The sequence below is a fragment of the Gemmatimonadaceae bacterium genome (assembly GCA_019752115.1).
GTDB lineage: Bacteria > Gemmatimonadota > Gemmatimonadetes > Gemmatimonadales > Gemmatimonadaceae > Gemmatimonas.
In genome coordinates this window covers 305130-324150 of record JAIEMN010000019.1, presented here as the reverse complement: position 1 = coordinate 324150, position 19021 = coordinate 305130, and the positions used below count along the sequence as shown (strand labels likewise).

Below are 19021 nucleotides of genomic sequence, written 5' to 3'. Positions count from 1 at the left end.
CGCCCGCTCCCGGACCTCCGGAGAAAACGGCTTACTCGGCTTCCGACCAATCCCTTTGTCTCGTGCCATGCTCCCAATCTCTCAAAGCGGGGAGCCTCCATCAAACCCGGGGCGCTTCATATTCAGCAGTACGTTTATGTGGAGTGCGCAATCATTCAAGCCTAGTGCCGACAACATCTCCGGTGCCGGCTTCTTTCTGTCCAATTCCGGTCTAAACGCGGTTGTCACTGCCACCACCATAAACTTGTGGACCGGCAATCCAAGCGCCGGTGGTGTGAAGCTAGCCGGCGGAACGGCGAACATTACGACCTCCCCCCATCCATTTAGCGGTAACTGGTTTGATGTATTCTGGTCTCCCGTTGCCGTGACTTCAGGCCAAACCTATTGGCTGACCGTCGGTGGCAGTCCGGCTCAGACCGCCTACGCGCTTCTGACGGTGTCGGGTGGAGGCAACGCTTACGCCAAAGGTGACGCGTGGTACAACCTTTCCTTAAGCGAGACTGACGGCTACGCCCCCATCTTTGGCGGCGTGGCCGACTTCGCGTTTCGAACCTACGCAACAACCACGGTCCCTGAACCGTCAACCTTCGCTCTGGTATTGGCCGGTGTTGGCGCGGTTGGGCTTGCCGCGAAGCGCCGCCGCCGTGATGCGACATGACCCGGTCGTATCCCGAGCGTGGAGCGATCGATGTCGCGAACGCCCTGGTAGGCACCTTGGAGGAGAGCTGCGATGTCCTGAATGGATCGCTGCTTTCCGATCATCGCATTCCCGCAGCCGCATCTCGAGATCTCTGGGTCGGAATTCTGTCTTCGTAAAGGGCGTCCAGACTATTCCGAAACGGCTCGGACCCTATTCAGCCGTCCCCGCACTCGGGCACACGTCGTTCACCACGCACCGCCCGCACTCCGGCTTCCGGGCAAAGCAGGTCCGCCGGCCGTGCCAGATGAGCAGGTGGCTCAGCAGCGCCCACCGTTCCTGCGGGAAGAGGGGCATCAGCTCCTTCTCGATCCCAATCGGGTCCGGCTCGCGCGTCAGCCCCAGGCGGCGCGCGAGCCGCTGGACGTGGGTATCCACCACGATGCCTTCATTGATGTCGAAGGCGTTCCCCAGAATGACGTTGGCGGTCTTCCGCCCCACCCCGGGGAGCGGCACGAGCTCGGCGATCGTCCGGGGCACCTCGCCACCGTGCTTGTCCACCAGCGCATTGGCCATCCCCACCAGACTCTTGGCCTTGGCGCGGAAGAAGCCGGTGGTGCGCACGATGGCCTCGACATCCTCGAGCCGCGCGACGCTCAGCGCCTCGGCGGTGGGATACTTCGCGAACAGCGCCGGCGTCACCATGTTCACGCGCACATCAGTGCACTGCGCCGACAGAATCGTGGCGCACAGCAGCTCAAACGCATTGCGGTGGTCGAGCTCGCAGTGCGCGTCGGGGTACTCGGCCATCAATTGCTCGAGTACGACCTTTGCGACCGCCTGCTTCTCCGCCTTGGACCTGGGGCTCTTCGCCACCGGCGCCGCGCGCTGTGACGGCTTGAGACCGTAGGTCTTGCTCGTCTTGCGCTTGGGCGCCGCGGCGGGCGTCGTTGCCGGTGTTTTGGCGGCCTTTTTGGGCTTTGTCACCGAGAGCGGCTGGCGCGGGCTGTTCTTGCTCTGCGCCATACCTACACCACGCGCAGGCGTGGAGCGGTCGTGGGTTCGCTTAACGAAGCGCCGCCGCGCCGGGCCTTCGCGAACGCCAGCACCTCGTCGGCCGAGCGTGAATTGAGCACATTCGCCGCGCCCAGCCAGCCTTTACGCGCCACCGCGACCCCAAGCTCCAGGTTCTCGAAGCCAGCCGGCGAATGGGCATCCGGCCCGATCGACACCATCGTCCCCTTGTCGAGGGCGATGCGGCAGGCGCGCCAGTCGATATCGAGGCGATGCGGATCGGCGTTGAGCTCGACCGCCACCCCCACGCGGCCGGCCTTCTCGATCACGGCTTCGAGATCGATGGCGTACGGCTCACGGGTGAGTAGCAGCCGCCCGGTGGGGTGACCGAGGATCGTGATGTGCGGATCGTCGAGCGCCTTGAGCACACGGTCGGTCATCTGCTGCGCGTTCATGCCGTAGCGCGTGTGCACCGACCCGATCACGAAGTCGAAGCGATCGAGAAACTCGGCGTCGTAATCCACGCGCCCGCAGGGGAGGATGTCGGCCTCGATCCCCTTGAGGACGCGGAAGTTGATCCCGCGGGCGGCGTACTGGGCGTTGAGGGTGTCGATCTCCGCGTGCTGCTGGATGATCGCCTCGCGGCTCAACCCGCCGGCGTACGTGTTGCTCTGCGAATGATCGCTGACGCCCAGATACGTAAGCCCGCGCGCCCGCGCGGCCTCGGCCATCTGCTCGATGGTGGCGCCACCATCGCTGTACTGTGAGTGGCAGTGCAGAGCCCCGCGCAGCTGCGACGTGCTCACGAGCGGCGCAAAGCCACCGCGCGCCGCCTGCTCCACTTCACCCGCCGCTTCGCGCTGCTCGGGCTCGACGTACGCGAGCCCCAGTCGCGCATAGAGAGCGACTTCATCGGGAATCGCCACCAGCGCGCCTTCGCTGTCGCGCAGTTCGTCGCCCGCGAGCACAAAGCCCATCTGCGCCGCCCGCTCGGTGACCTGCTGCACATGTGCGCTGCTGCCGGTCGCACGCCAGAGCGCGAGCGCAAACTGCTCCGGACGCACACACGCGAGATCGACGCGCACGCCGTTGTCGAGCGTGATCGTGATGAGCCGCCCACCACCGCCCAGCACTTCCTTGACGCCCCGGATTTGCGCGAGCGACGCAGCTACCACGCTCGGGGACCCGCGCACTGCGGCCACGAGATCCACATCGCGCACCACTTCCATGCGCCGGCGGATCGAGCCCGCAATTTCGAGCTGCAGTACATCGCGATGGCGGCGCAGCGCATCGGCAAAGCGCTCCGCCTCGGCGCGCGCATGCGGCCAGAGCACATAGGCCCCGGTCGCGCGCAGATCGGCGATCCCCTTGAGGATGCGCTCGGCCGTCTTGGTGCCGAACTTGGGGAGCGCCGCGAGACGCCCGTCGCGTGCGGCCTGCTCGAGTTCGAGCACGGTGTCGATGTCGAGCCCGTCGTGAATGGCCCGAATGCGCGCCGGGCCGAGCCCGGGGATGCGCAACATCTCGAGGAGCCCTTCCGGCGTCTCTTCCTGCAGCTGCTCCAGCTGCGCCGAGGAGTGCGTCTCGGCCAGCTCCTTGAGCAACGCGAGCGCTGGCGCCGCGATCAATTCGGGTTCAGCGAGCTCGCGCGGCAGCGCGTCGACCAGCTTGGTGTCGCCCAGCGCGGCGACGGTGCGCGCGGCCGACTGGAGTGCCTTGATCGTGAACGCATCCCCCGCATGGAGCTCGAGGAGCGTAGCGACCTGTGTGAGGGCGTGGGCGGCGGCGCGGCAGTCCATGGGGGAAAGCTAACGCCCCCAGCCAGAGGATCGGACATCGGACGTCGGTGCCCCGATCGGACATCGGAATTCGGTTGTTCAGACCGGGACGACTGAGTTCCGAAGTCCGACCGCGGATTCCCGCTCCCGAGACCGAGTTCCGATGCCCGATCGGGGCTCCGACGTCCGATGTCCGATCAACCAACCCTAGCTTTCGACGCCCGCCACCGTCCGCATCTGCCGCACCAGCTGCACCATCTGCTCTTCCGTGAGCACCAACTCCTGATTGGCGCCCTCCGCATCCAGCAGCCCCGACCGCATGCTCACGCCCACCTGGTTCATGTAGCGCACCTTGTTCAGGAAGTCGCCCACCAGGTGGCGGAGCCCATGGAAGCGCCGCTTCTCGGCGTTGGCGCGGCGGTAGCGGAGCGCCAGTTCCTCGGGGGAGAGGTCACGGGCGCGGGCCAGCACATCCTCCAGCGACCGACCGGGGACGACGCCGCGGTCGGGGATGCCGTTGTTGGTCCACTCGGGTTCGGCAAAGAACAGGCGCCCCACGTACTCCACGCCGTCGGGCGCGGTGGCGAGGGTGACGCGCACGTCGCGGTCTTCGACGCGAAGCGTGCCGAGGGAGGTGTGCGTGACGGGGCCGATCGATGCCATGCGCGAGTCGTGCGGAGGTGACACTGCTCCACGTCGTGCCCGCCAGATGAGCGACGGGCTACGACGGCAGGGGCTCCGAAAGGAACCGCTCGATCGCCGCAAAGAGCGCGGCCGGTTGCTCGACGTACGGCACATGACCGCAGTCGTCGAGCACCACCAGCTCCGCCCCCAGGCACTCCGCGGCCGCGGTGGCCGAGTCGAGAGGAATCGGGTCCTGCCTGCCGTGTACGACGAGCGATGGGCAGGCGAGGCCACGCAGCGCGGGGCGCACATCGAAGTCTCCCAGTGACGCCCATACCGACTGCTGCACCTTCCCCGTCACACGGAAGGGCGTGAGTGACACCGCCTTGGCCGGATCGGCGAAATACCCGGCCACACTGAGCTCAAAGCTTCGCTGCCGGTACGCGGCCATGTCCCGCTCCCGTAGCCCCGACGCGGCCAGTTCGTCCCGGAGCCCCTGAATGACCGGCCCACGCCCGCGCGCCCCCAGCTCCGCCTCGAACTCGTCCCGCCAGGCCCGCGTGATCGGGGCCGGCGAAATGAGCACCAACCGCGCCGGTGCCACGAACCGGTCCCCCACGACATGGGCCCCCGCCGTCGCATAGAGCATCGCCAGCAGCGCCCCCCACGAGTACCCCACGAGCGTCGGCGGTACGAGCCCGAACTGGTGCACGATGTCCGCCAGATCGCGCACATGCGTCTCCCAGGTGATCGGCGCGGGATCATCCGTTTTCGACTGCCCGCCCCCCCGCTGGTCATACGTGACCACCCGGTGCCGCTCCGCCAGCGCGAGCATCTGGGGATACAGGTAGTCGTGGTGCGCGCCGGGGCCGCCGTGGAGGAGTAACAGCGGGGGAGCGTGGGAGGGGCCGTCTTGGCGGGTGAAGAGGGGCATGGCGGGGGGGCTTGGAACGGCGGGGAGCTTGGAACGGCGGAAGCCTGCACATCGGAAGCTGAACGGCGGAAGCTATGACAACGGAACCTGCCCAGACCACCGACAACCCGATGTCCCGCTCCCGATGTACAGGCTTCCGCAGTACAGGCTTCCGCTGTTTGCTTTCCCCCATGCCTTTAGGCTACCGCCGCTCCACCCCCGTCAGCGTCCCCGCCCTCGATGCCCGCACCTCGCGCGGGACGATCCGCGCGTTGGCGCTGCTGGTGGATCGGCTCACGACGCTCGGGCTCGCGGATGAACCGCGGCTCGAAGACGTCTCGGCGCAGCCGAGCATCCGGGATGCGCTGCGGGCGCTCACGGGGCGGGTGCGGGAGGCGCCGCTCGTGTGCCGGGTGATGGATGGGGCGCTGATCTTCGAGGGGGAGCCGGTCGATCGGGCGTTCACGCGCGACGATCCGCTCGCCGCCGAGATCCTGCAGCGGTGTGTGATGCTGCGCATCGGGAGCATCGCCATCCGGCAGGGGGCATCGCCGGGGGAATTGCTGACGCTGGCGTCGCTGCTGGCGCGCGCGCCGCGTGGCGATACGGGCGCCGGGCTTTCCACGGAAACGCCCACCACCATGAGCAGCATCGCGCCCGAGGGGACACCGCGCGAACTGCTGCGCTCGTGGAGTGTGCTCGTCACGCCGGCGGATGTACCGTCGCGGTTGCGTGTGCCCACGCCGGCCGACGGCATCGCGATTGTCGCGGCCCCTGGTGAAGATGGCACGAGTGGTTCACCGGTCGCGTCGGCGCTCTCGCGGCTCGCGGGCGCCAACGCCGACGATGTGGCCAATCGCGCCGCCGAGCAGCTCATTCTGCTCATCACCGACGCCGAGTTGCGCGACGATGCGGCGGTCATCGAGGGGATCGGGCGCGCGGTGATGGCGCAGATCCACGCCGTCGGGAGTGGCCCGGGGCGCCTGGCGCTCGAGCGCATCGTGAGGCGCCTGCAGAAGCGCCGCGCGCTCGAGCTGCTCGCACAGGCGGTGCCGCATGCGATCGATCGCCTGCCGCTCCTCGAGCTGCTCGCGCGCGCCGGCGAGGCGGCGGTGGATGTGCTCGTGCAGCAGCTCATGGCGGCCGACGATTCGCCGTCGCGCCGCGCGTACTTTGACAGCATTGTGTCGCTCGATCTGGGTGCGACACAGTTGTTTGCGTTACTGCAGGACGACCGCTGGTTCGTGGTGCGCAACGCCGTCGCCATTCTGGGCGAGATGGGGGTGGAGTCGGCCGACGATGCGATGCTGCCGCTGCTCGATCACCCCGACGATCGCATCCGTATTGCCACGGCGCGTGCGCTTATTCGCCTTGGCACGTCACGCGCACTGCAGGGGTTGCACGTGGCGGTCGACGACAAGCACGCCGAAGTGCGGCGCATTGCCGCCGTGGCGTACGGGTTGAGCGGCAGCAACGCCCAGCAACCCGGACTCGGGGTGCGCCCACCGGCCGCGCGACTCGCGTCGGCGCTCGATCGCGAAACGGACGACGAAGTCGCCATCGAGATGGTCGCCAGCCTCGGCCGACTCGGCAGCGCCGACGCCATTCAGCGCCTGCTGCGTATCGCGCTCCCGCCGCAACAGCTGCAGGACGGCCAGGTGGACACGACCCGCCGCGAAAGCTGGCTCCGCGTCGCCGCCATCGAGAGCCTCGTCCGCGCCCGCGGCAGCGCTGTGCGCGACACCATCGACGCCCTGGTGTCGGATCCCGATCCGGATGTGGCGTCTACCGCGTTGCGCTATCGGATGTAGGGGCGCGGAACCGCTTAGCGGTCGGTAAAGTCCGTCGCAGCCGTCACGCGCCGACACGCTTCAGCAATGAGCTCCGCCGCGCGATCGAGATCGTCGAGCGAGACCATCTCATTCGGCGAGTGCATGTAGCGGTTCGGGATGCTCACCAGCGCCGTCGCCACGCCGGTGCGGGCGAGATGCATCGCGTCGGCGTCGGTGGACGTGAAGCGGCCCGCGGCGTGAATCGAGTACGGGATCTCGAGTGCCTTCGCGGTGGACGAGAGTAGGCGATACACCACCGGAGAGATCACCGAGCCGCGCGTCAGGACCGGCCCGCCGCCGATGCTGTGCTCGCCGATCTCTTCCTTCTTCATGACCGGGTGGTCGGTCGCGAAGGTGACGTCTACCGCGATCGCCATGATGGCGTCCACGCTTTGCGCCGCGACGCGGGCGCCGCCGCCGCTGTAGCCGATCTCTTCTTGCGCGGTCGCCGCCGCCACCACGCGCGCCGCGCCCGGCTTGGCGGCGTAGCGGCGCAACGCCTCAAGCACCACAAAGGCGCCGATGCGGTCGTCGATGGAGCGCGACACGAGGCGGCCGTTCGGCATGTCCACCGTCTGCGAGTCGATCACGCCGGCGTCGCCCACTTCGAGCAGCTCGAGGGCCTCCGCCTTGGTCTTGACGCCGATATCGACCCACAGGTCGGTGATCTTCGATGCCTTTTCGCGCTCCTCGGGCTTCATGAGGTGAATCGGCTTCTTGCCGATCACGCCCAGCACCGGCCCGTTGCGCCCGATGAAGCGGATGCGCTGCGCCACCAGTACCTGCGGATCCCACCCACCGATCGGCTCGAAGTACACATAGCCGTTGTCATCGATATGGGTGATGATGATGCCGATTTCGTCGATATGGCCGGCGAGGAGGATCGTCGGGCCGGTGCCGTCGCCGTGCACGGTGGCGAGGGAGTTGCCGACCACATCGGCCGTAACCGACGCGGCAAAGGTGGTGGCTTCGGCGCGCCAGACGCGGGCCGGAGCGCCCTCGAAGCCGGACGGTCCCGGCGTGTCGAGCAGGCGCTTGAGGAAGGCGACGGAGGATTCGCTGAGCATGGCTGGAAAACTAATGCTATCCTAGAGCCATGACCCTCCTGCTACTGGCCATCGGGCTCGGCGCCGGCATTCTGTCGGGCGTCTTCGGCATCGGCGGCGGCATCGTGATCGTGCCGGCGCTCATCTACCTCGCCAAAATGCCGCCCCAGCAGGCGGCCGGCACCTCCCTGGGTGCGCTCGTCCTCCCGCTGGGTGCGGCCGTGGGTGCGTGGACGTACCACAAGGCCGGCCATCTTGAGATGAAGCAGGCCATCCTCATCGCGCTCGGCATGGCCGTTGGGGCCTACGTCGGCGCGTATGTGGCCACGCACGTCGATGCAGAACTCATGAAGAAGGGCTTTGCGGTGCTGATGGTGTTGATGGCGGTCAAGCTGTGGATGGGCTGACCGCGAGCCCCAGCCCGAGCCCCAGCCCGAGCCCTTAACGTCGCTTGGGCTTTCGCTTGGGCGCTGTGCCGCCTACATCGCGGGCCCACTCAATCGCGCCCTCGGCGTCGAACCACGAGGATGCGGCGCCCTGCACGTAGAGCGTGGCCTCCTCCACGCTACCGGTGCTGTACGAATCGGGCACCTCCATGGGGAGCGGCTCCCGGCCGATGAGCATCGCCACAACATGGGGATTGACCGCGACGGCGACGCGCAGCGCCCTGGTGGCCGCCGCATCCGGCCCGCGTTGACGGAAGGCATGCAGCGCCGCCGCATAGCACCACACGGCGCTCTTCTCCTGATACGCGGCGAGCAAGGCGTCGATCTCCGCGAGCGAGCCGGCGCGCATGAGCCACTCAATGAACTGGTAGCGAAAGCCAGCGCCGTCGTTCGGAGAGAGTTTGAGCAGTTCGTGGCCGTCAGCGATGGCCTGCCGACGGTCGCCCATGCGCCAGCGGAGCTCGGCGAGCATGCCCATGGCCATCAGGTACTCGCGCCCCGTCGGGTCGTACCACGGATCAGCGTCCGGCTCAAACCACATCGCGTCGAGGGTGCGATCGCCACTCGCCACTGCGGCCTGCAGGTGCTGCTGCGCGTCCGTCGGGGTCTCCGCCAACTCGGACAGGAAGAGATGCGCCGAAAGGCAGTCCGGGTCGAGCGCGAGCGCTTCGTTCACCTTGGCACGCGCTCGGGCGTCGCTCGGTAGGGTACGGGCGAGTCTGACGAGATCCTCCGCCTGCTCCTGCGGCGTGGCGGCCTCGACGCGTGGGAGCGGCTTGCCCATGACCTCCCGCTCCAGAAAGGCCCGAAGCTCGTCCTCGTTGGCGAACTCCTGCTGGCCGAGCAGGCGCGTAAAGTCGCGCAACAGTTCAGCACGCCCGGCTGGATCCAGGAGCGAGGGGGTGGAGGCAGACTTTGGACGGCGTTTGGTCATGCTACTGCACCCGCACCGCGTGGCGCGCATCAATCGCCGGGAAACACGCCGGGTTGAAGATGCACGCCATCGCCTCGATCCCGTCCACCACGCGCGGGCCGGGGCGGCTGGTGAGGCCGTTGGCATCCATCGCCCACACGGCGCGATCGCCCACCCACGCCCACGACGGATGGTCGAGGCATCGCTTCGCCTCGGCGGCGGCCGCGCTCACTGAGTAGCCGCACGGCGCAATGATCAGTACGTCGGGGTTCACATCGCGCAGCGTGTCCATCGGCACCACCACCGAGTGCTCGCCCGGAACGCCCAGCACATCGATCCCGCCAGCGCGCTTCACCTGCTCCGGGCCCCAGTGGCCGGCGACATAGATCGGGTCGGTCCACTCCACCACCGCCACGCGCGGGCGCGGGGCCTGGGCGGCCTTGAGCGTTTCGTGCACATGCTTCACGCGTGCCTTGAGGCCGGCGAGGATCTCGTCGGCCTCGTCGCCGGCACCGATCGCGTCGGCCACCGCGCGAATATCGGCGTAAATGCCGTCGAGGCTTGTGCCGCCGAGCGTGACGATGCGCGGCTCGGGCGAGAGTTTGGCGGCCAGGGCGCGGACATCGGTTTCACGCACGGCGCACACATCGCACAGCGCCTGCGTGAGGATCACGTCGGGGTGCAGCGTGCGGATCTTGGCTTCGTCGAGCGTAAAGAGCGCGACCCCCGCGCCATGCGCTTCGCTTACCGCTGAATCGATGGCGGCCGGATCGTGCGTGTGGGGGATGGCGCTCTTCGTGACGCGCGCCCGCGAGCCCACGACATCCGGATAGTCGCACTCATGGGTGACGCCCACCAGGTGGTCGGTGGCGCCGAGGAGCGCCACGATCTCGGTGGCGGCGGGGAGGAGGCTGATGATGCGCATGATTCCGGGGAGGGTGTTGGACTCCCGATGGATTCGCCTTCGCGCAGGACCCCGCAAGGGATATCGGCGACTTCGGCGATAGATGCGGATATTGATGCACGGTCGAATTTCATCGATATACTACAAAAACGTAGTAAATATGAAGAAATGCATTAGTTGTACAATTTCGTAGTATTTTCGCGCTAGATGGTATATACTACAAAAACGTAGCAAGTATCATCTTTCCGCTACAAGCTACAAAAACGTCAGATGACAGCCCCCGTATACGACCTCGCCGATCTCGGGCGCCTCCTCAAGGCGCGCCGCCAGTCCCTCGATCTCACCCAGGCGCGCGCCGCGAGTCTGGTGGGGATCAGCACGCGCCTCTGGTCCGAGTGCGAGACCGGTCGCCGCACCGGCGTGAGTCTGGATGTGATCATTCGCATGCTGCACATACTGGGGCTCGACCTCCAGGTCGTGTCGCGAGACGGGCGACCGGTGGAGGCCCCGTGATGCCGCGTCGAGCCGATCGGTACGACCTCTCCGCCCCAAGCCTTGCCGTGTATCTCCACGGCACCCGCGTGGGCGCTATCGGCGAGTCCGGTGCCGATCTCTGGTTTCGCTACGATCCGGCCATCATCGAAGCGCCCGACGCCAGGCGGTGGGCGATCTCGGTGCGTCTCCCCGTCGCGCCACGCACGTACGGTCACGACGAGACGCTCGCCTTCTTCGACAACCTGCTGCTCGAGTCGGATCTTCGCGAGGCGATCGCCAAGGCCGCCAAACTCGACGAGAGTGATGTGGCCGGCATGCTCGGTCGACTCGGTGGTGAGTGCGCCGGTGCGGTCTCCGTGTGGCCGATTGATGTGGAGCCACCGACGACCGCCGAGTATCGCGCAATTCCCCGCGGCGACCTTGAAGCCCTCTTTACCCAAAAGCACGGCGCGCGACTGACGGCGCTGCAACTCGAGGCTCGTCAGGCCATGAGCGGTGTGCAGCACAAGCTGAGTTTCGCGTGGCGCGACCACGCGCCGTGGTTACCGCTCAATGGCGCGCCCGGTTCCGTCATTCTCAAGCGCTCAACGGGGCAATACGACGGGTTGGCGCTCAACGAGCATATGTGTCTGCGTCTGTTTGATGCGGTCGGACTCCCGACGGCCGCCACCGAAGTACTCGACGGTCCGTCAGGCTTCCTCAAGACGGAGCGATTCGATCGACCGGTCGACGTGAACGGGCAGATCACGCGCCTACACCAGGAAGACTTTTGTCAGGCCACCGGGCGGCTGCCCAAGCGCAAATATCAGTTCAGCGGAGGTCCGGGATTCGGTGATCTCGCCCGCGTGTTGCGTCGGTACAGTGCCAGCCCTGGGCGAGATCTCGAACTGCTCGTACGCGCCGCCCTCATGCAAATCGTGGTCGGCAACATGGACGCGCACGCCAAGAACTATGCGCTGCTCTACACGCACAACACGGCGCAACTCGCCCCGTTCTACGACATCGTCTGCACCGAGGCCTACGAGGGGCTCGATCGTCAACTCTCCATGAACGTGGGGCATTCGCGCGATCCCGAGCGCCTCACGTTCGCCGATCTGCAGCGCTTCGCCAAAGACATGGAGCTCGGCGTCAGCACGGTCCAGCGTGAGATTGACCGTCTAGTGGCCGAGGTGCCGTTGGCCGTGGGAGCGCTTTGGAGCGCCGCTCCAGCGCATCCCGTTCTCGATGTAATGCAACGGATCATTTCGGCGCGACTCCAGCGCTTAATGCACTGCCGAAACTAGACGTAAAAAACTCGTCGGGGATACGGGGAACGGGGCGATCCGTGCGCATCACCGTCATCCCCGTTCCCCCGCGTCCCCGACGAGCTGTTCAACAATCCAGCCGTCAGCGCGACGCCTCGAACACTGCGCGCCCACCAACGTACGTCGCCACCACACGCGTCTTCAGGACCAGCTCCGACGGCACGCGCATGATGTCCTGATCCAAAATCACAAAGTCCGCCAGCTTGCCTGGCGCCAGAGAGCCCATCATCGATTCCTGAAAGCCCGCGTACGCCGGCCAGATCGTCATCGATCGCAGCGCGTCTTCGCGGCTCATCTTCTGCTCCGGGAACCACCCCGCCGCCGGATAGTCGCGCGCATCCTGGCGCGAGATCGCGGCATGAAACGAAATCAGCGGGTTCACCTGCTCCACCGGAAAGTCGCTGCCGTTCGGTACGATCACGCCCGTCTGCAGCAGCGACTGCCACGCGTAGGCGCCGTAGAGGCGCGTGGGGCCAAGGCGCTTGCCGATCCAGTACATGTCACTCGTCTGGTGGCTCGCTTGCATGCTCGGAATCACGCCCAGCTGTGCGAAGCGCGGGATGTCGTCGTAGTGCAGGATCTGCGCGTGCTCCACGCGGAAGCGATGATTGGCCGCCGGGACCTTGGCGAGCGCTTTTTCGTACGCGTCGAGGACCACGCGGTTGCCACGATCGCCGATCGCGTGCGTGTTGATCTGGAAGCCGTTCGCCAACCCCTGCTCGGCGACCTCCTGAATGTGCGCCGGTGCGCTGACGAGCAGCCCGGTGTTGTTCGGATCGTCGCTGTACGGCTCGAGGAGCGCGGCGCCGCGGGAGCCCATCGCGCCGTCGGCGTAGAGCTTTACGGCGCGCACCCAGACCTGGTTGTTGTAGAGCGCCGAGCGGGGGCCCATGGCGAAGTAGTGCTTGAGCGCCTCGGCGTTGTCGCCGATCATGACGTACAGGCGCAGGTTGAGATCGCCCTTCTGCGCCATGTCTTCAAAGAGATCGATATTCGCGCGGCTCGCGCCCGCGTCGTGCACGCCCACCAGGCCGAGCGAGTGCATGAGCGCGATGGCGTCTTTGAGGGCGCTCCGCATTTCGTCGCGCGTGAGTTCGGGGACCTTGCTCCCCACGATCCCCTGCGCGTTGTCGATGAACACGCCGGTGGGGGCGCCGCTCGCATCGCGCTGGATCTTGCCGCCGCTCGGGTCCGGCGTGGCCTTGGTGACACCGGCGAGCTGCATCGCCATGGCGTTGGCAAAGTTCGCGTGGCCGTCCACGCGCGTGAGCAGCACCGGATGTTCGGGGACTGCCGCGCTCAACGACTCATGCGTGGGGAAGCGGGTGTCGCCCCAGGCATTCTGATCCCAGCCGCGGCCAATCACCCACGAGCCCTTGGGGAGCGTCTTGGCCTTCGCGGCCACCCGCTGCACCACCTCGGCCAGGCTCTTGGTGCCGGTGAGGTCCACCGCACGCAGCGTCTGGGCGAGGCCGGCAAAGTGGCCATGGGCATCGACCATGCCGGGGATGACCGTGCGGCCGCCGGCGTCCACGACCTTGGTGGCGGCGCCCTTGTAGACGTTCGCTTCGGCCTTGGAGCCGGTAAACACCACCTTGCCCCCCTTCACCGCGAACGCCTCCACGAGCGGGCGGGCGTCGTCGACGGTGTAGATGCGGGCGTTGGTGACGATCAGGTCGGCGGGGTCGGGGCGGACCTGGGCGGCGAGGAGGGCGGGGGCCGCGAGGGCGGCGGCGAGGACGGAGAGGCGCATAGACGCTAAATTACGTCCATGATCGAGCGCGCACCTTCCCGATCCGACGTGGAATCCCGAATTCATGGGATCCGCTTGGATATCCTCAAGCTCGGCGTGCAGCGGCTGGCGCTCTTCGGCTCGGTACGCCGTGACGCGGCCGATGCACGGAGTGATGTCGACCTCATCGTCGAGTTCGCACCGAACGAGAAGACGCTCGAACATCTCGTCGCCCTCGGCGATCTGCTGGAGTCGACGCTTGGCCGACACGTCGATCTCGTTACTCCAGAAGGACTTTCGCCGTTTCTGCGCGACCACATCCTTGCCGACGCGATGGATGTCCTTCGAGCCGCGTGAGATTCTCCGACACATCCTCGAAGAAACTGAGTTTCTCCTGGACCTTTGTGAACGGTTGACGCGGGAGCAACTCGACACCGATCCGGTGGTGCAGCGGGCCGTGGTTCGAAGCCTCGAGGTTATTGGCGAAGCTACCAAGCGAATTCCGCAACACGTTCGGGACGGTAATCCTTCCGTGGAATGGCGCGCCATGGCGGGCATGCGTGATCGACTGATCCACGACTATTTCGGCGTCGATCTCGATATCGTCTGGCGTGTCTTGCAGCGAAATATCCCAGCGCTGCACCGCGAGATTGAGACAATGCTGAATGGCGGCGACGATGAGGCCGCCGATCCGACCTAGAGCGCGTGGGTGAGAGGGCCGGATCCGTTCAGGCGTGGCTGGCCACCGCCACCGAAGCCGGCCTGACCATTCCTCTGCCGACCCGTCGGACGCGAGTGCACGCCTAAGTCGAGCGGTGCCGACGCGGGCCAGTTCGACAAAAAGCAAGGGAATTGATCGACCGTTTGCAATTCGGACGTGTGTCGGGTCGCAATCGGCGCCCACGCCACATGTCAGTTGCAGACGCGCGTCGCGGCCCTTTGCCCGCACCCACCTGTTGCGCATTCCCCACGCAGACCCCACCATGGCAGCAGACCGTCACGCCGACGGCAAAAAGGTCATCCCCACGGCAGAGCTCGGCACGGCCCTTGCCCTCTTCACTGGCAAGAAGAGTGGCTGGACCACCCCGTGCCGAACTGACCAATGTCTGCAAACGCCAACACCGCAACCACTTACGAAGCAACTGCCACGCGCGGCCGGCGCCTCGCCGGCGCCGCGCTGATGGCATGCGCCTTGGGGGTGTTGCAGGCGTGCAGCGGAACGGGTGCGGTGGCCCCGACGGCGCCACAGCAGACCCCCATGCCGGCGCCGGCTGGCTCGACACCCGTGGCGTCACCGGCCGCGACCGTGGGCCAGATCACCCCCGACACGCTCCTCGTTGGGACGGTCGTCACGATCACCGGCACGAACCTCCCGACCACCCCGTCGGCCATCCGCCTCTCCATCGCCGGCGTGGCCCTCGACGTCCGCGCCGCCTCGGCGACCCGCATCGAAGCGCTCGTGCCGGCCACCGGCTTTGCCTGCGCCGCGCCGGCCGCCCAGACGCTCCGCCTCGAACTCGGCGCCACCACGCTGCAGCAGACCGTCGTCCTCCGCACTGCCACCCCGCTCGCCCTCACGGCCGGCGACGCCGCGGTGACGCTGAACGCCGAGCAGGCCGCCTGTGTGGAGCTCGCCGGCGCCGCGACCGGGGCCGCCAAGTACGTCGTGGCCGTGGTGAACACCGCGACCCAGAGCACCGCAACCGCTCGCTTCGACCTCCGCGGCCTGGGGACGGGCGCGCTGGCGAATGTGGCGAGTGTGGTGCAGAGCGATGCGAACGTGATGGGGCTCCGCGCCGCCTCCGCGTTCTCCGCTCCCTCCGCGCTCTCGGCGTCGGAAGCCGTCCCGGCTGACGACGCCCGCCACGCTGCGCACCTGGCGGCGGATCGCGCGGTGTTCGCGCAGGCCGGTATCCCCGCCCGCACGCGCCTTTCGGCGGTGCGCGCCCCGGCGGCGCTTGGCGACACACTCCAGATCAACGCGCTGCTCAACTCGTGCACGACCGGCCGCGCGGTCCGCGCGCGGGTGGTGTACGCCGGTGCCAAGGCGGTCGTGCTCGAAGACATCGCGTCGCCGCGTGCCGGCCGCATGGACGACGCGCTCCGCGCGATCGGCAGCGAGTTCGACGCCACCGTCTATCCGCTGCTCACCAAGAACCTGGGCGACCCGCTCGCGCTGAACGGCCAGCTCAACGGCGACGGCCGCATCACGATGCTCTTCACGCGCTTCGTGAACGATTCGAGCCCGGGGACGTCGGGCTATGTGAGCGCGTGCAACTTCTACCCCAAGACCAAGTTCGCCGCGAGCAACGAAGACGAGGTCTTCTACGCCCGCGTGCCGAGCACGAACGAAACGGCCGACGACTGGCGCCGTGCGCTGCGCAGCACGGTGGTGCACGAGAGCAAGCACCTGGCGAGCTACGCCGAGCGCCTGTCGCGTGGCGCGAACAGCGAGGAGAGCTGGCTCGAGGAGGCGACGGCGCGGGTGGCCGAGGAGCTCTACGCGCGCACGTTCCCCGGCGGCGGCACGTGGAAGGGGAACACCGGCTTTGCGGCGAGCGTGGGCTGCGAGCTCACGCAGTGCGACGACCGCCCGCTCGTGATGTGGAAGCACTTCTCGCAGCTGCACGCGTACCTGCGCGGCGCCGATTCGCTCACGCCCTTTGGCCCCGCCAAGAGCGGCGACGTGACCTACTACGCCAGCGGTTGGAGCCTCGTGCGCTGGGCGGTGGACCAGTACGCGGCGAACGAGAGCGGCATGCTCAAGGCGCTGGTGGCGGGCACGGCGCCGGCCGGTGTGGCTGGCCTGGCGCAGATCGCCGGTGTGCCGGCGGATCAGCTGTTGGCGGGTTGGGCGATGTCGAACGCGGTGGGTCCGGCCAGTGCGACGTGGAACGCGGCGGACATGTGGAGCGGTCTGGCCGGCACGTTCCCCGGGATCTTCCAGAGCGCGCCGCTCCGCGGCCGCGCGGTGAGCGCCGGGTCGTTCGTGTTCAGCGGGCTGCAGCTGCCGGGCGCCGGTGCGACCTACCTCACGCTCAACGGCGTGCAGGGCGGCGGGCAGGTGGTGCAGCTGGCGGGGGTGAATGGTGGGGCGCTGCGGGTGAGTGTGCAGCGGGTGCAGTAAGCGACACGTACTCTAGGCGAACCGGAAGATGATCTTTGGCCGCATCAGCGGCTTTCGAACACTTTCTCTCGCAGTTGAAGCCAAGCGCGCCCACCAATTCGCTTCACCATGCGCTTTGCCCCCCAGAGAAGGCGCTGCCGGATCCACGGCCATTGATTTCCTGCGGCGACCGAGCGGAGTTCATCGAGACTACTCGCTCGGGTTACCGAGTAGCGACCGATGAGCGTTAACTCGCCGTATTTGGATTCTGATCTGAGGGGCTCAGATGTAAAGACGGTCGTGTAGTCTGCAGCCGAAAGCGCGTCTAACACGGAACTGGAAAGGAACCCCCCGGGGACTGAGGCGCACCGAACCTGTTCTCCGAGCCAATCCTCCAAGCAGAGTCGACTCTTCTGCCACTCGTCGAGGAGCGATTGGGGAGGGAGTGCCGAGATAGGGATGGGGTGAGTATGCGAATGACTCCCGATCAAATGGCCGCTCTTTCGAATTGCCCGAAGGTCGTCGACGCTACAGAACCCGCGTTTATCGATGAAGGCCGTAGGCGCAAAAAATAGCCCTCGCATTCCCCGAGCCTCGAGCTGATCTGCAATCCAACGGGCAGATGCTCCACAGTCGTCAAAGGTTAGCTCAATCGCAGGGTTGCTCGTGCTGAGAATGTCGAGATGCTGCTCGAAGACGCGCTGGTCCAACTTGTAGTGGGCCGCCGACGCACCCGGGAACCCGGTGTTCGAGCCGAGTTCGTCCACTACGTCATGATAGAGTAAACGCATCGCCTACGACCGAAAAAACCGCAACCAGGCGGAAAGCCACGGTTGCCCCCACGCTCGCGATTCCCGCCCGCTCGTATCCTGCGGACCAACCTTCCCATCGAGTACGTCGGACAAGACGCGGGCTACCTCGGGGAGGTTATCGAACAAAGTTCGCTCTTGAATCACCAGTGGTGACTCGCGCCTCATGTCGAACTGCGTGCGGAAGTAGGCGTAGACAGGCCCGGTGTCTACGCCGTCGTCGATGCGCAGTAGCGATGTGCCGACATTCGAGAAGTCCCCTTCGGCCATCGCCCAGAAGCAGCCGTGAGCATTCCTGTATTCGGGACAAATCCCGGGGTGGAGAACGTAGACTCCCTTGGGGGGCACATGGTAAACACGCTTGCTGATGATCTGTTTGCACCGAGCAAGTGCGAACTCCACGGCCTCGTCGCGAAGCGCTTCGGCAACGTGCGGCTCGTTGACGCTGGCGCATTCAACAACTCTATAGGCAGCGACCGGCGGATACTCGCGCGAAATCTGAGCCAAGGTCGCATCGGTCCATTCTTGGAAGGCTTTCTGAAAACGCAGCGTGTGCAGGATTCGAAAGGCGAGGATGTCAAATAGGCGAATCACGCCAGAACGCTGCACCTCCCGCCTCAGGCGGCGGAGAAGTCGGGAACGCGGTTCGGTGATTCGAACGACGACCCTGAGTTCGGAGAAGCCGCCGAGCCATCGGGCGACTCCTTCCTCGTTTAGGCGATCACCGGCGTGGCAGATCAGGGCGGAGCGCATGATAGAAAACTACCCTCGGTGGCGCCTCCACCAAAGCCAAAAGAGGCACGACGCAGTCCTCGCGTCGTGCCTCTTCGCCCCAGACGATCAATACTTACTTGGCCGGCGGCAGGATCACCGCGTCGATGACGTGGATGATACCGTTCTTGGCCATGATGTCCGTCTTGATTATATGGGCGTTGTTGATCATCGGCTTGCCATCCATCACCGAGATCTTGGCTTCCTGGCCTTCCACCGTCTTGGCGCCCTTGCCGGCGAGCTTGAGCGCTTCGGCGGCCGGGACCTTGCCGGCGACCACATGGTACAGCAGGACGTTCTTGAGCTTCGCCTTATCCTTGCCGAGCGCCTCGAGCGTGGCGGCCGGGACCTTGGCGAACGCCTCGTCGGTCGGGGCGAACACGGTGAACGGGCCGGGTCCCTTGAGGGTCTCGATGAGGCCGGCGTCGCCGAGCAGCTTGGCGAGCGTCTTGAACGAGCCCGCCGCGACGGCGGTCTCGACAATGTCCTTTTCCTGCGCCTGCGCGGCGGTCGGGGCGGCGAACGCAACGACGGCGGCAGCGGCGAGCAGGGCGAGCTTACGCATCCAGAATGCTCCAGAAAGTGAGTTCCAGTTCAGCGCCGGGCACTCGCCCGGCTGCGACTCGAACACGGGGAGTGGTACCCCCGTTCCGCCGATCTTGATCCTGTGACAGTCCAAGCGGATCAGTCCGAAAGG

Annotated in this window: 19 protein-coding genes; 8 read left to right on the top strand and 11 right to left on the bottom strand. The window is 66.6% G+C overall.

Annotation, left to right across the window (positions count from 1 at the left end; genetic code table 11):
• The coding region (locus K2R93_09835) for a PEP-CTERM sorting domain-containing protein (protein MBY0490127.1) at positions 1-658 on the top strand (658 nt) is incomplete at its 5' end.
• 192 nt (positions 659-850) lie between these two features.
• On the opposite strand, the gene nth is transcribed toward K2R93_09835, so the two are convergent.
• The 4 genes from nth to K2R93_09815 form a co-directional block, all read right to left on the bottom strand.
• Positions 851-1663, bottom strand: a complete 813-nt coding sequence (gene nth, locus K2R93_09830) for an endonuclease III (GenBank protein ID MBY0490126.1) — start codon at positions 1661-1663, stop codon at positions 851-853.
• A gap of 2 nt (positions 1664-1665) precedes the next feature.
• Positions 1666-3450 carry a PHP domain-containing protein gene (locus tag K2R93_09825; GenBank protein MBY0490125.1) on the bottom strand — a complete coding sequence of 595 codons (1785 nt, stop codon included), beginning with the start codon at positions 3448-3450 and terminating at the stop codon, positions 1666-1668.
• 186 nt (positions 3451-3636) lie between these two features.
• The gene (locus K2R93_09820) at positions 3637-4092 is read right to left on the bottom strand and encodes a hypothetical protein (GenBank protein MBY0490124.1); all 456 of its coding nucleotides are present in this window, start codon (positions 4090-4092) and stop codon (positions 3637-3639) included.
• Between the two features lie 58 nt (positions 4093-4150).
• Positions 4151-4987, bottom strand: coding sequence for an alpha/beta hydrolase (locus K2R93_09815; GenBank protein MBY0490123.1), 837 nt, complete (start codon positions 4985-4987; stop codon positions 4151-4153).
• A 170-nt stretch (positions 4988-5157) separates the two neighbouring features.
• On the opposite strand from K2R93_09815, the gene K2R93_09810 reads away from it, so the two are divergent.
• On the top strand, positions 5158-6777 hold the full coding sequence (locus K2R93_09810) for a HEAT repeat domain-containing protein (GenBank protein MBY0490122.1): 1620 nt from the start codon (positions 5158-5160) through the stop codon (positions 6775-6777).
• A gap of 14 nt (positions 6778-6791) precedes the next feature.
• On the opposite strand, the gene K2R93_09805 is transcribed toward K2R93_09810, so the two are convergent.
• A complete protein-coding gene (locus K2R93_09805; protein MBY0490121.1) occupies positions 6792-7865 on the bottom strand; it encodes a M42 family metallopeptidase in 1074 nt (357 codons plus the stop codon).
• A 29-nt stretch (positions 7866-7894) separates the two neighbouring features.
• Here K2R93_09805 and K2R93_09800 point away from each other — a divergent pair, with 29 nt between their 5' ends.
• On the top strand, positions 7895-8251 hold the full coding sequence (locus K2R93_09800) for a sulfite exporter TauE/SafE family protein (protein ID MBY0490120.1): 357 nt from the start codon (positions 7895-7897) through the stop codon (positions 8249-8251).
• A 34-nt stretch (positions 8252-8285) separates the two neighbouring features.
• On the opposite strand, the gene K2R93_09795 is transcribed toward K2R93_09800, so the two are convergent.
• Together K2R93_09795 and K2R93_09790 are read right to left on the bottom strand one after the other, a co-directional pair.
• Entirely contained in the window at positions 8286-9224 is a 939-nt protein-coding gene (locus tag K2R93_09795) for a hypothetical protein (protein MBY0490119.1), read from the bottom strand.
• Between the two features lies 1 nt (position 9225).
• On the bottom strand, positions 9226-10128 hold the full coding sequence (locus K2R93_09790; protein MBY0490118.1) for an ABC transporter substrate-binding protein: 903 nt from the start codon (positions 10126-10128) through the stop codon (positions 9226-9228).
• A 249-nt stretch (positions 10129-10377) separates the two neighbouring features.
• Here K2R93_09790 and K2R93_09785 point away from each other — a divergent pair, with 249 nt between their 5' ends.
• Positions 10378-10620, top strand: a complete 243-nt coding sequence (locus K2R93_09785) for a helix-turn-helix domain-containing protein (GenBank protein ID MBY0490117.1) — start codon at positions 10378-10380, stop codon at positions 10618-10620.
• A complete protein-coding gene (locus K2R93_09780) occupies positions 10620-11885 on the top strand; it encodes a HipA domain-containing protein (GenBank protein ID MBY0490116.1) in 1266 nt (421 codons plus the stop codon). Before K2R93_09785 ends, K2R93_09780 begins: the two co-directional genes overlap by 1 nt.
• Positions 11886-11988: 103 nt before the next feature.
• Here the strand turns inward: K2R93_09780 and K2R93_09775 are convergent, their stop codons facing one another.
• Positions 11989-13659: an amidohydrolase gene (locus K2R93_09775; protein MBY0490115.1), complete on the bottom strand. Its 1671-nt coding sequence runs from the start codon at positions 13657-13659 to the stop codon at positions 11989-11991.
• An 18-nt stretch (positions 13660-13677) separates the two neighbouring features.
• Between K2R93_09775 and K2R93_09770 the strand changes: the two genes are divergently transcribed.
• From K2R93_09770 to K2R93_09760, 3 genes are all read left to right on the top strand, one after another.
• Entirely contained in the window at positions 13678-13995 is a 318-nt protein-coding gene (locus K2R93_09770) for a nucleotidyltransferase family protein (protein MBY0490114.1), read from the top strand.
• Positions 13976-14338 (top strand): DUF86 domain-containing protein, encoded by a 363-nt coding sequence (locus tag K2R93_09765; GenBank protein ID MBY0490113.1) that lies wholly within the window; start codon positions 13976-13978, stop codon positions 14336-14338. Before K2R93_09770 ends, K2R93_09765 begins: the two co-directional genes overlap by 20 nt.
• A gap of 480 nt (positions 14339-14818) precedes the next feature.
• Entirely contained in the window at positions 14819-16765 is a 1947-nt protein-coding gene (locus tag K2R93_09760) for an IPT/TIG domain-containing protein (GenBank protein ID MBY0490112.1), read from the top strand.
• 44 nt (positions 16766-16809) lie between these two features.
• On the opposite strand, the gene K2R93_09755 is transcribed toward K2R93_09760, so the two are convergent.
• The 3 genes from K2R93_09755 to K2R93_09745 all read right to left on the bottom strand — a co-directional run bounded on the left by K2R93_09755 (position 16810) and on the right by K2R93_09745 (position 18889).
• Positions 16810-17511, bottom strand: a complete 702-nt coding sequence (locus K2R93_09755) for a polysaccharide deacetylase family protein (protein MBY0490111.1) — start codon at positions 17509-17511, stop codon at positions 16810-16812.
• 27 nt (positions 17512-17538) lie between these two features.
• Positions 17539-18306, bottom strand: coding sequence for a hypothetical protein (locus K2R93_09750; protein ID MBY0490110.1), 768 nt, complete (start codon positions 18304-18306; stop codon positions 17539-17541).
• A gap of 94 nt (positions 18307-18400) precedes the next feature.
• Positions 18401-18889 carry a fasciclin domain-containing protein gene (locus K2R93_09745; GenBank protein ID MBY0490109.1) on the bottom strand — a complete coding sequence of 163 codons (489 nt, stop codon included), beginning with the start codon at positions 18887-18889 and terminating at the stop codon, positions 18401-18403.
• Positions 18890-19021 lie beyond the last annotated feature (132 nt).

Bases quoted from the DNA above. Each gene is read 5' to 3' on its own strand.
- nth (MBY0490126.1), bottom strand. From the start codon at position 1,663: ATGGCGCAGAGCAAGAACAGCCCGCGCCAGCCGCTCTCGGTGACAAAG.
- K2R93_09825 (MBY0490125.1), bottom strand. From the start codon at position 3,450: ATGGACTGCCGCGCCGCCGCCCACGCCCTCACACAGGTCGCTACGCTC.
- K2R93_09820 (MBY0490124.1), bottom strand. From the start codon at position 4,092: ATGGCATCGATCGGCCCCGTCACGCACACCTCCCTCGGCACGCTTCGC.
- K2R93_09815 (MBY0490123.1), bottom strand. From the start codon at position 4,987: ATGCCCCTCTTCACCCGCCAAGACGGCCCCTCCCACGCTCCCCCGCTG.
- K2R93_09810 (MBY0490122.1), top strand. From the start codon at position 5,158: ATGCCTTTAGGCTACCGCCGCTCCACCCCCGTCAGCGTCCCCGCCCTC.
- K2R93_09805 (MBY0490121.1), bottom strand. From the start codon at position 7,865: ATGCTCAGCGAATCCTCCGTCGCCTTCCTCAAGCGCCTGCTCGACACG.
- K2R93_09800 (MBY0490120.1), top strand. From the start codon at position 7,895: ATGACCCTCCTGCTACTGGCCATCGGGCTCGGCGCCGGCATTCTGTCG.
- K2R93_09795 (MBY0490119.1), bottom strand. From the start codon at position 9,224: ATGACCAAACGCCGTCCAAAGTCTGCCTCCACCCCCTCGCTCCTGGAT.
- K2R93_09790 (MBY0490118.1), bottom strand. From the start codon at position 10,128: ATGCGCATCATCAGCCTCCTCCCCGCCGCCACCGAGATCGTGGCGCTC.
- K2R93_09785 (MBY0490117.1), top strand. From the start codon at position 10,378: ATGACAGCCCCCGTATACGACCTCGCCGATCTCGGGCGCCTCCTCAAG.
- K2R93_09780 (MBY0490116.1), top strand. From the start codon at position 10,620: ATGCCGCGTCGAGCCGATCGGTACGACCTCTCCGCCCCAAGCCTTGCC.
- K2R93_09775 (MBY0490115.1), bottom strand. From the start codon at position 13,659: ATGCGCCTCTCCGTCCTCGCCGCCGCCCTCGCGGCCCCCGCCCTCCTC.
- K2R93_09770 (MBY0490114.1), top strand. From the start codon at position 13,678: ATGATCGAGCGCGCACCTTCCCGATCCGACGTGGAATCCCGAATTCAT.
- K2R93_09765 (MBY0490113.1), top strand. From the start codon at position 13,976: ATGTCCTTCGAGCCGCGTGAGATTCTCCGACACATCCTCGAAGAAACT.
- K2R93_09760 (MBY0490112.1), top strand. From the start codon at position 14,819: ATGGCATGCGCCTTGGGGGTGTTGCAGGCGTGCAGCGGAACGGGTGCG.
- K2R93_09750 (MBY0490110.1), bottom strand. From the start codon at position 18,306: ATGCGCTCCGCCCTGATCTGCCACGCCGGTGATCGCCTAAACGAGGAA.
- K2R93_09745 (MBY0490109.1), bottom strand. From the start codon at position 18,889: ATGCGTAAGCTCGCCCTGCTCGCCGCTGCCGCCGTCGTTGCGTTCGCC.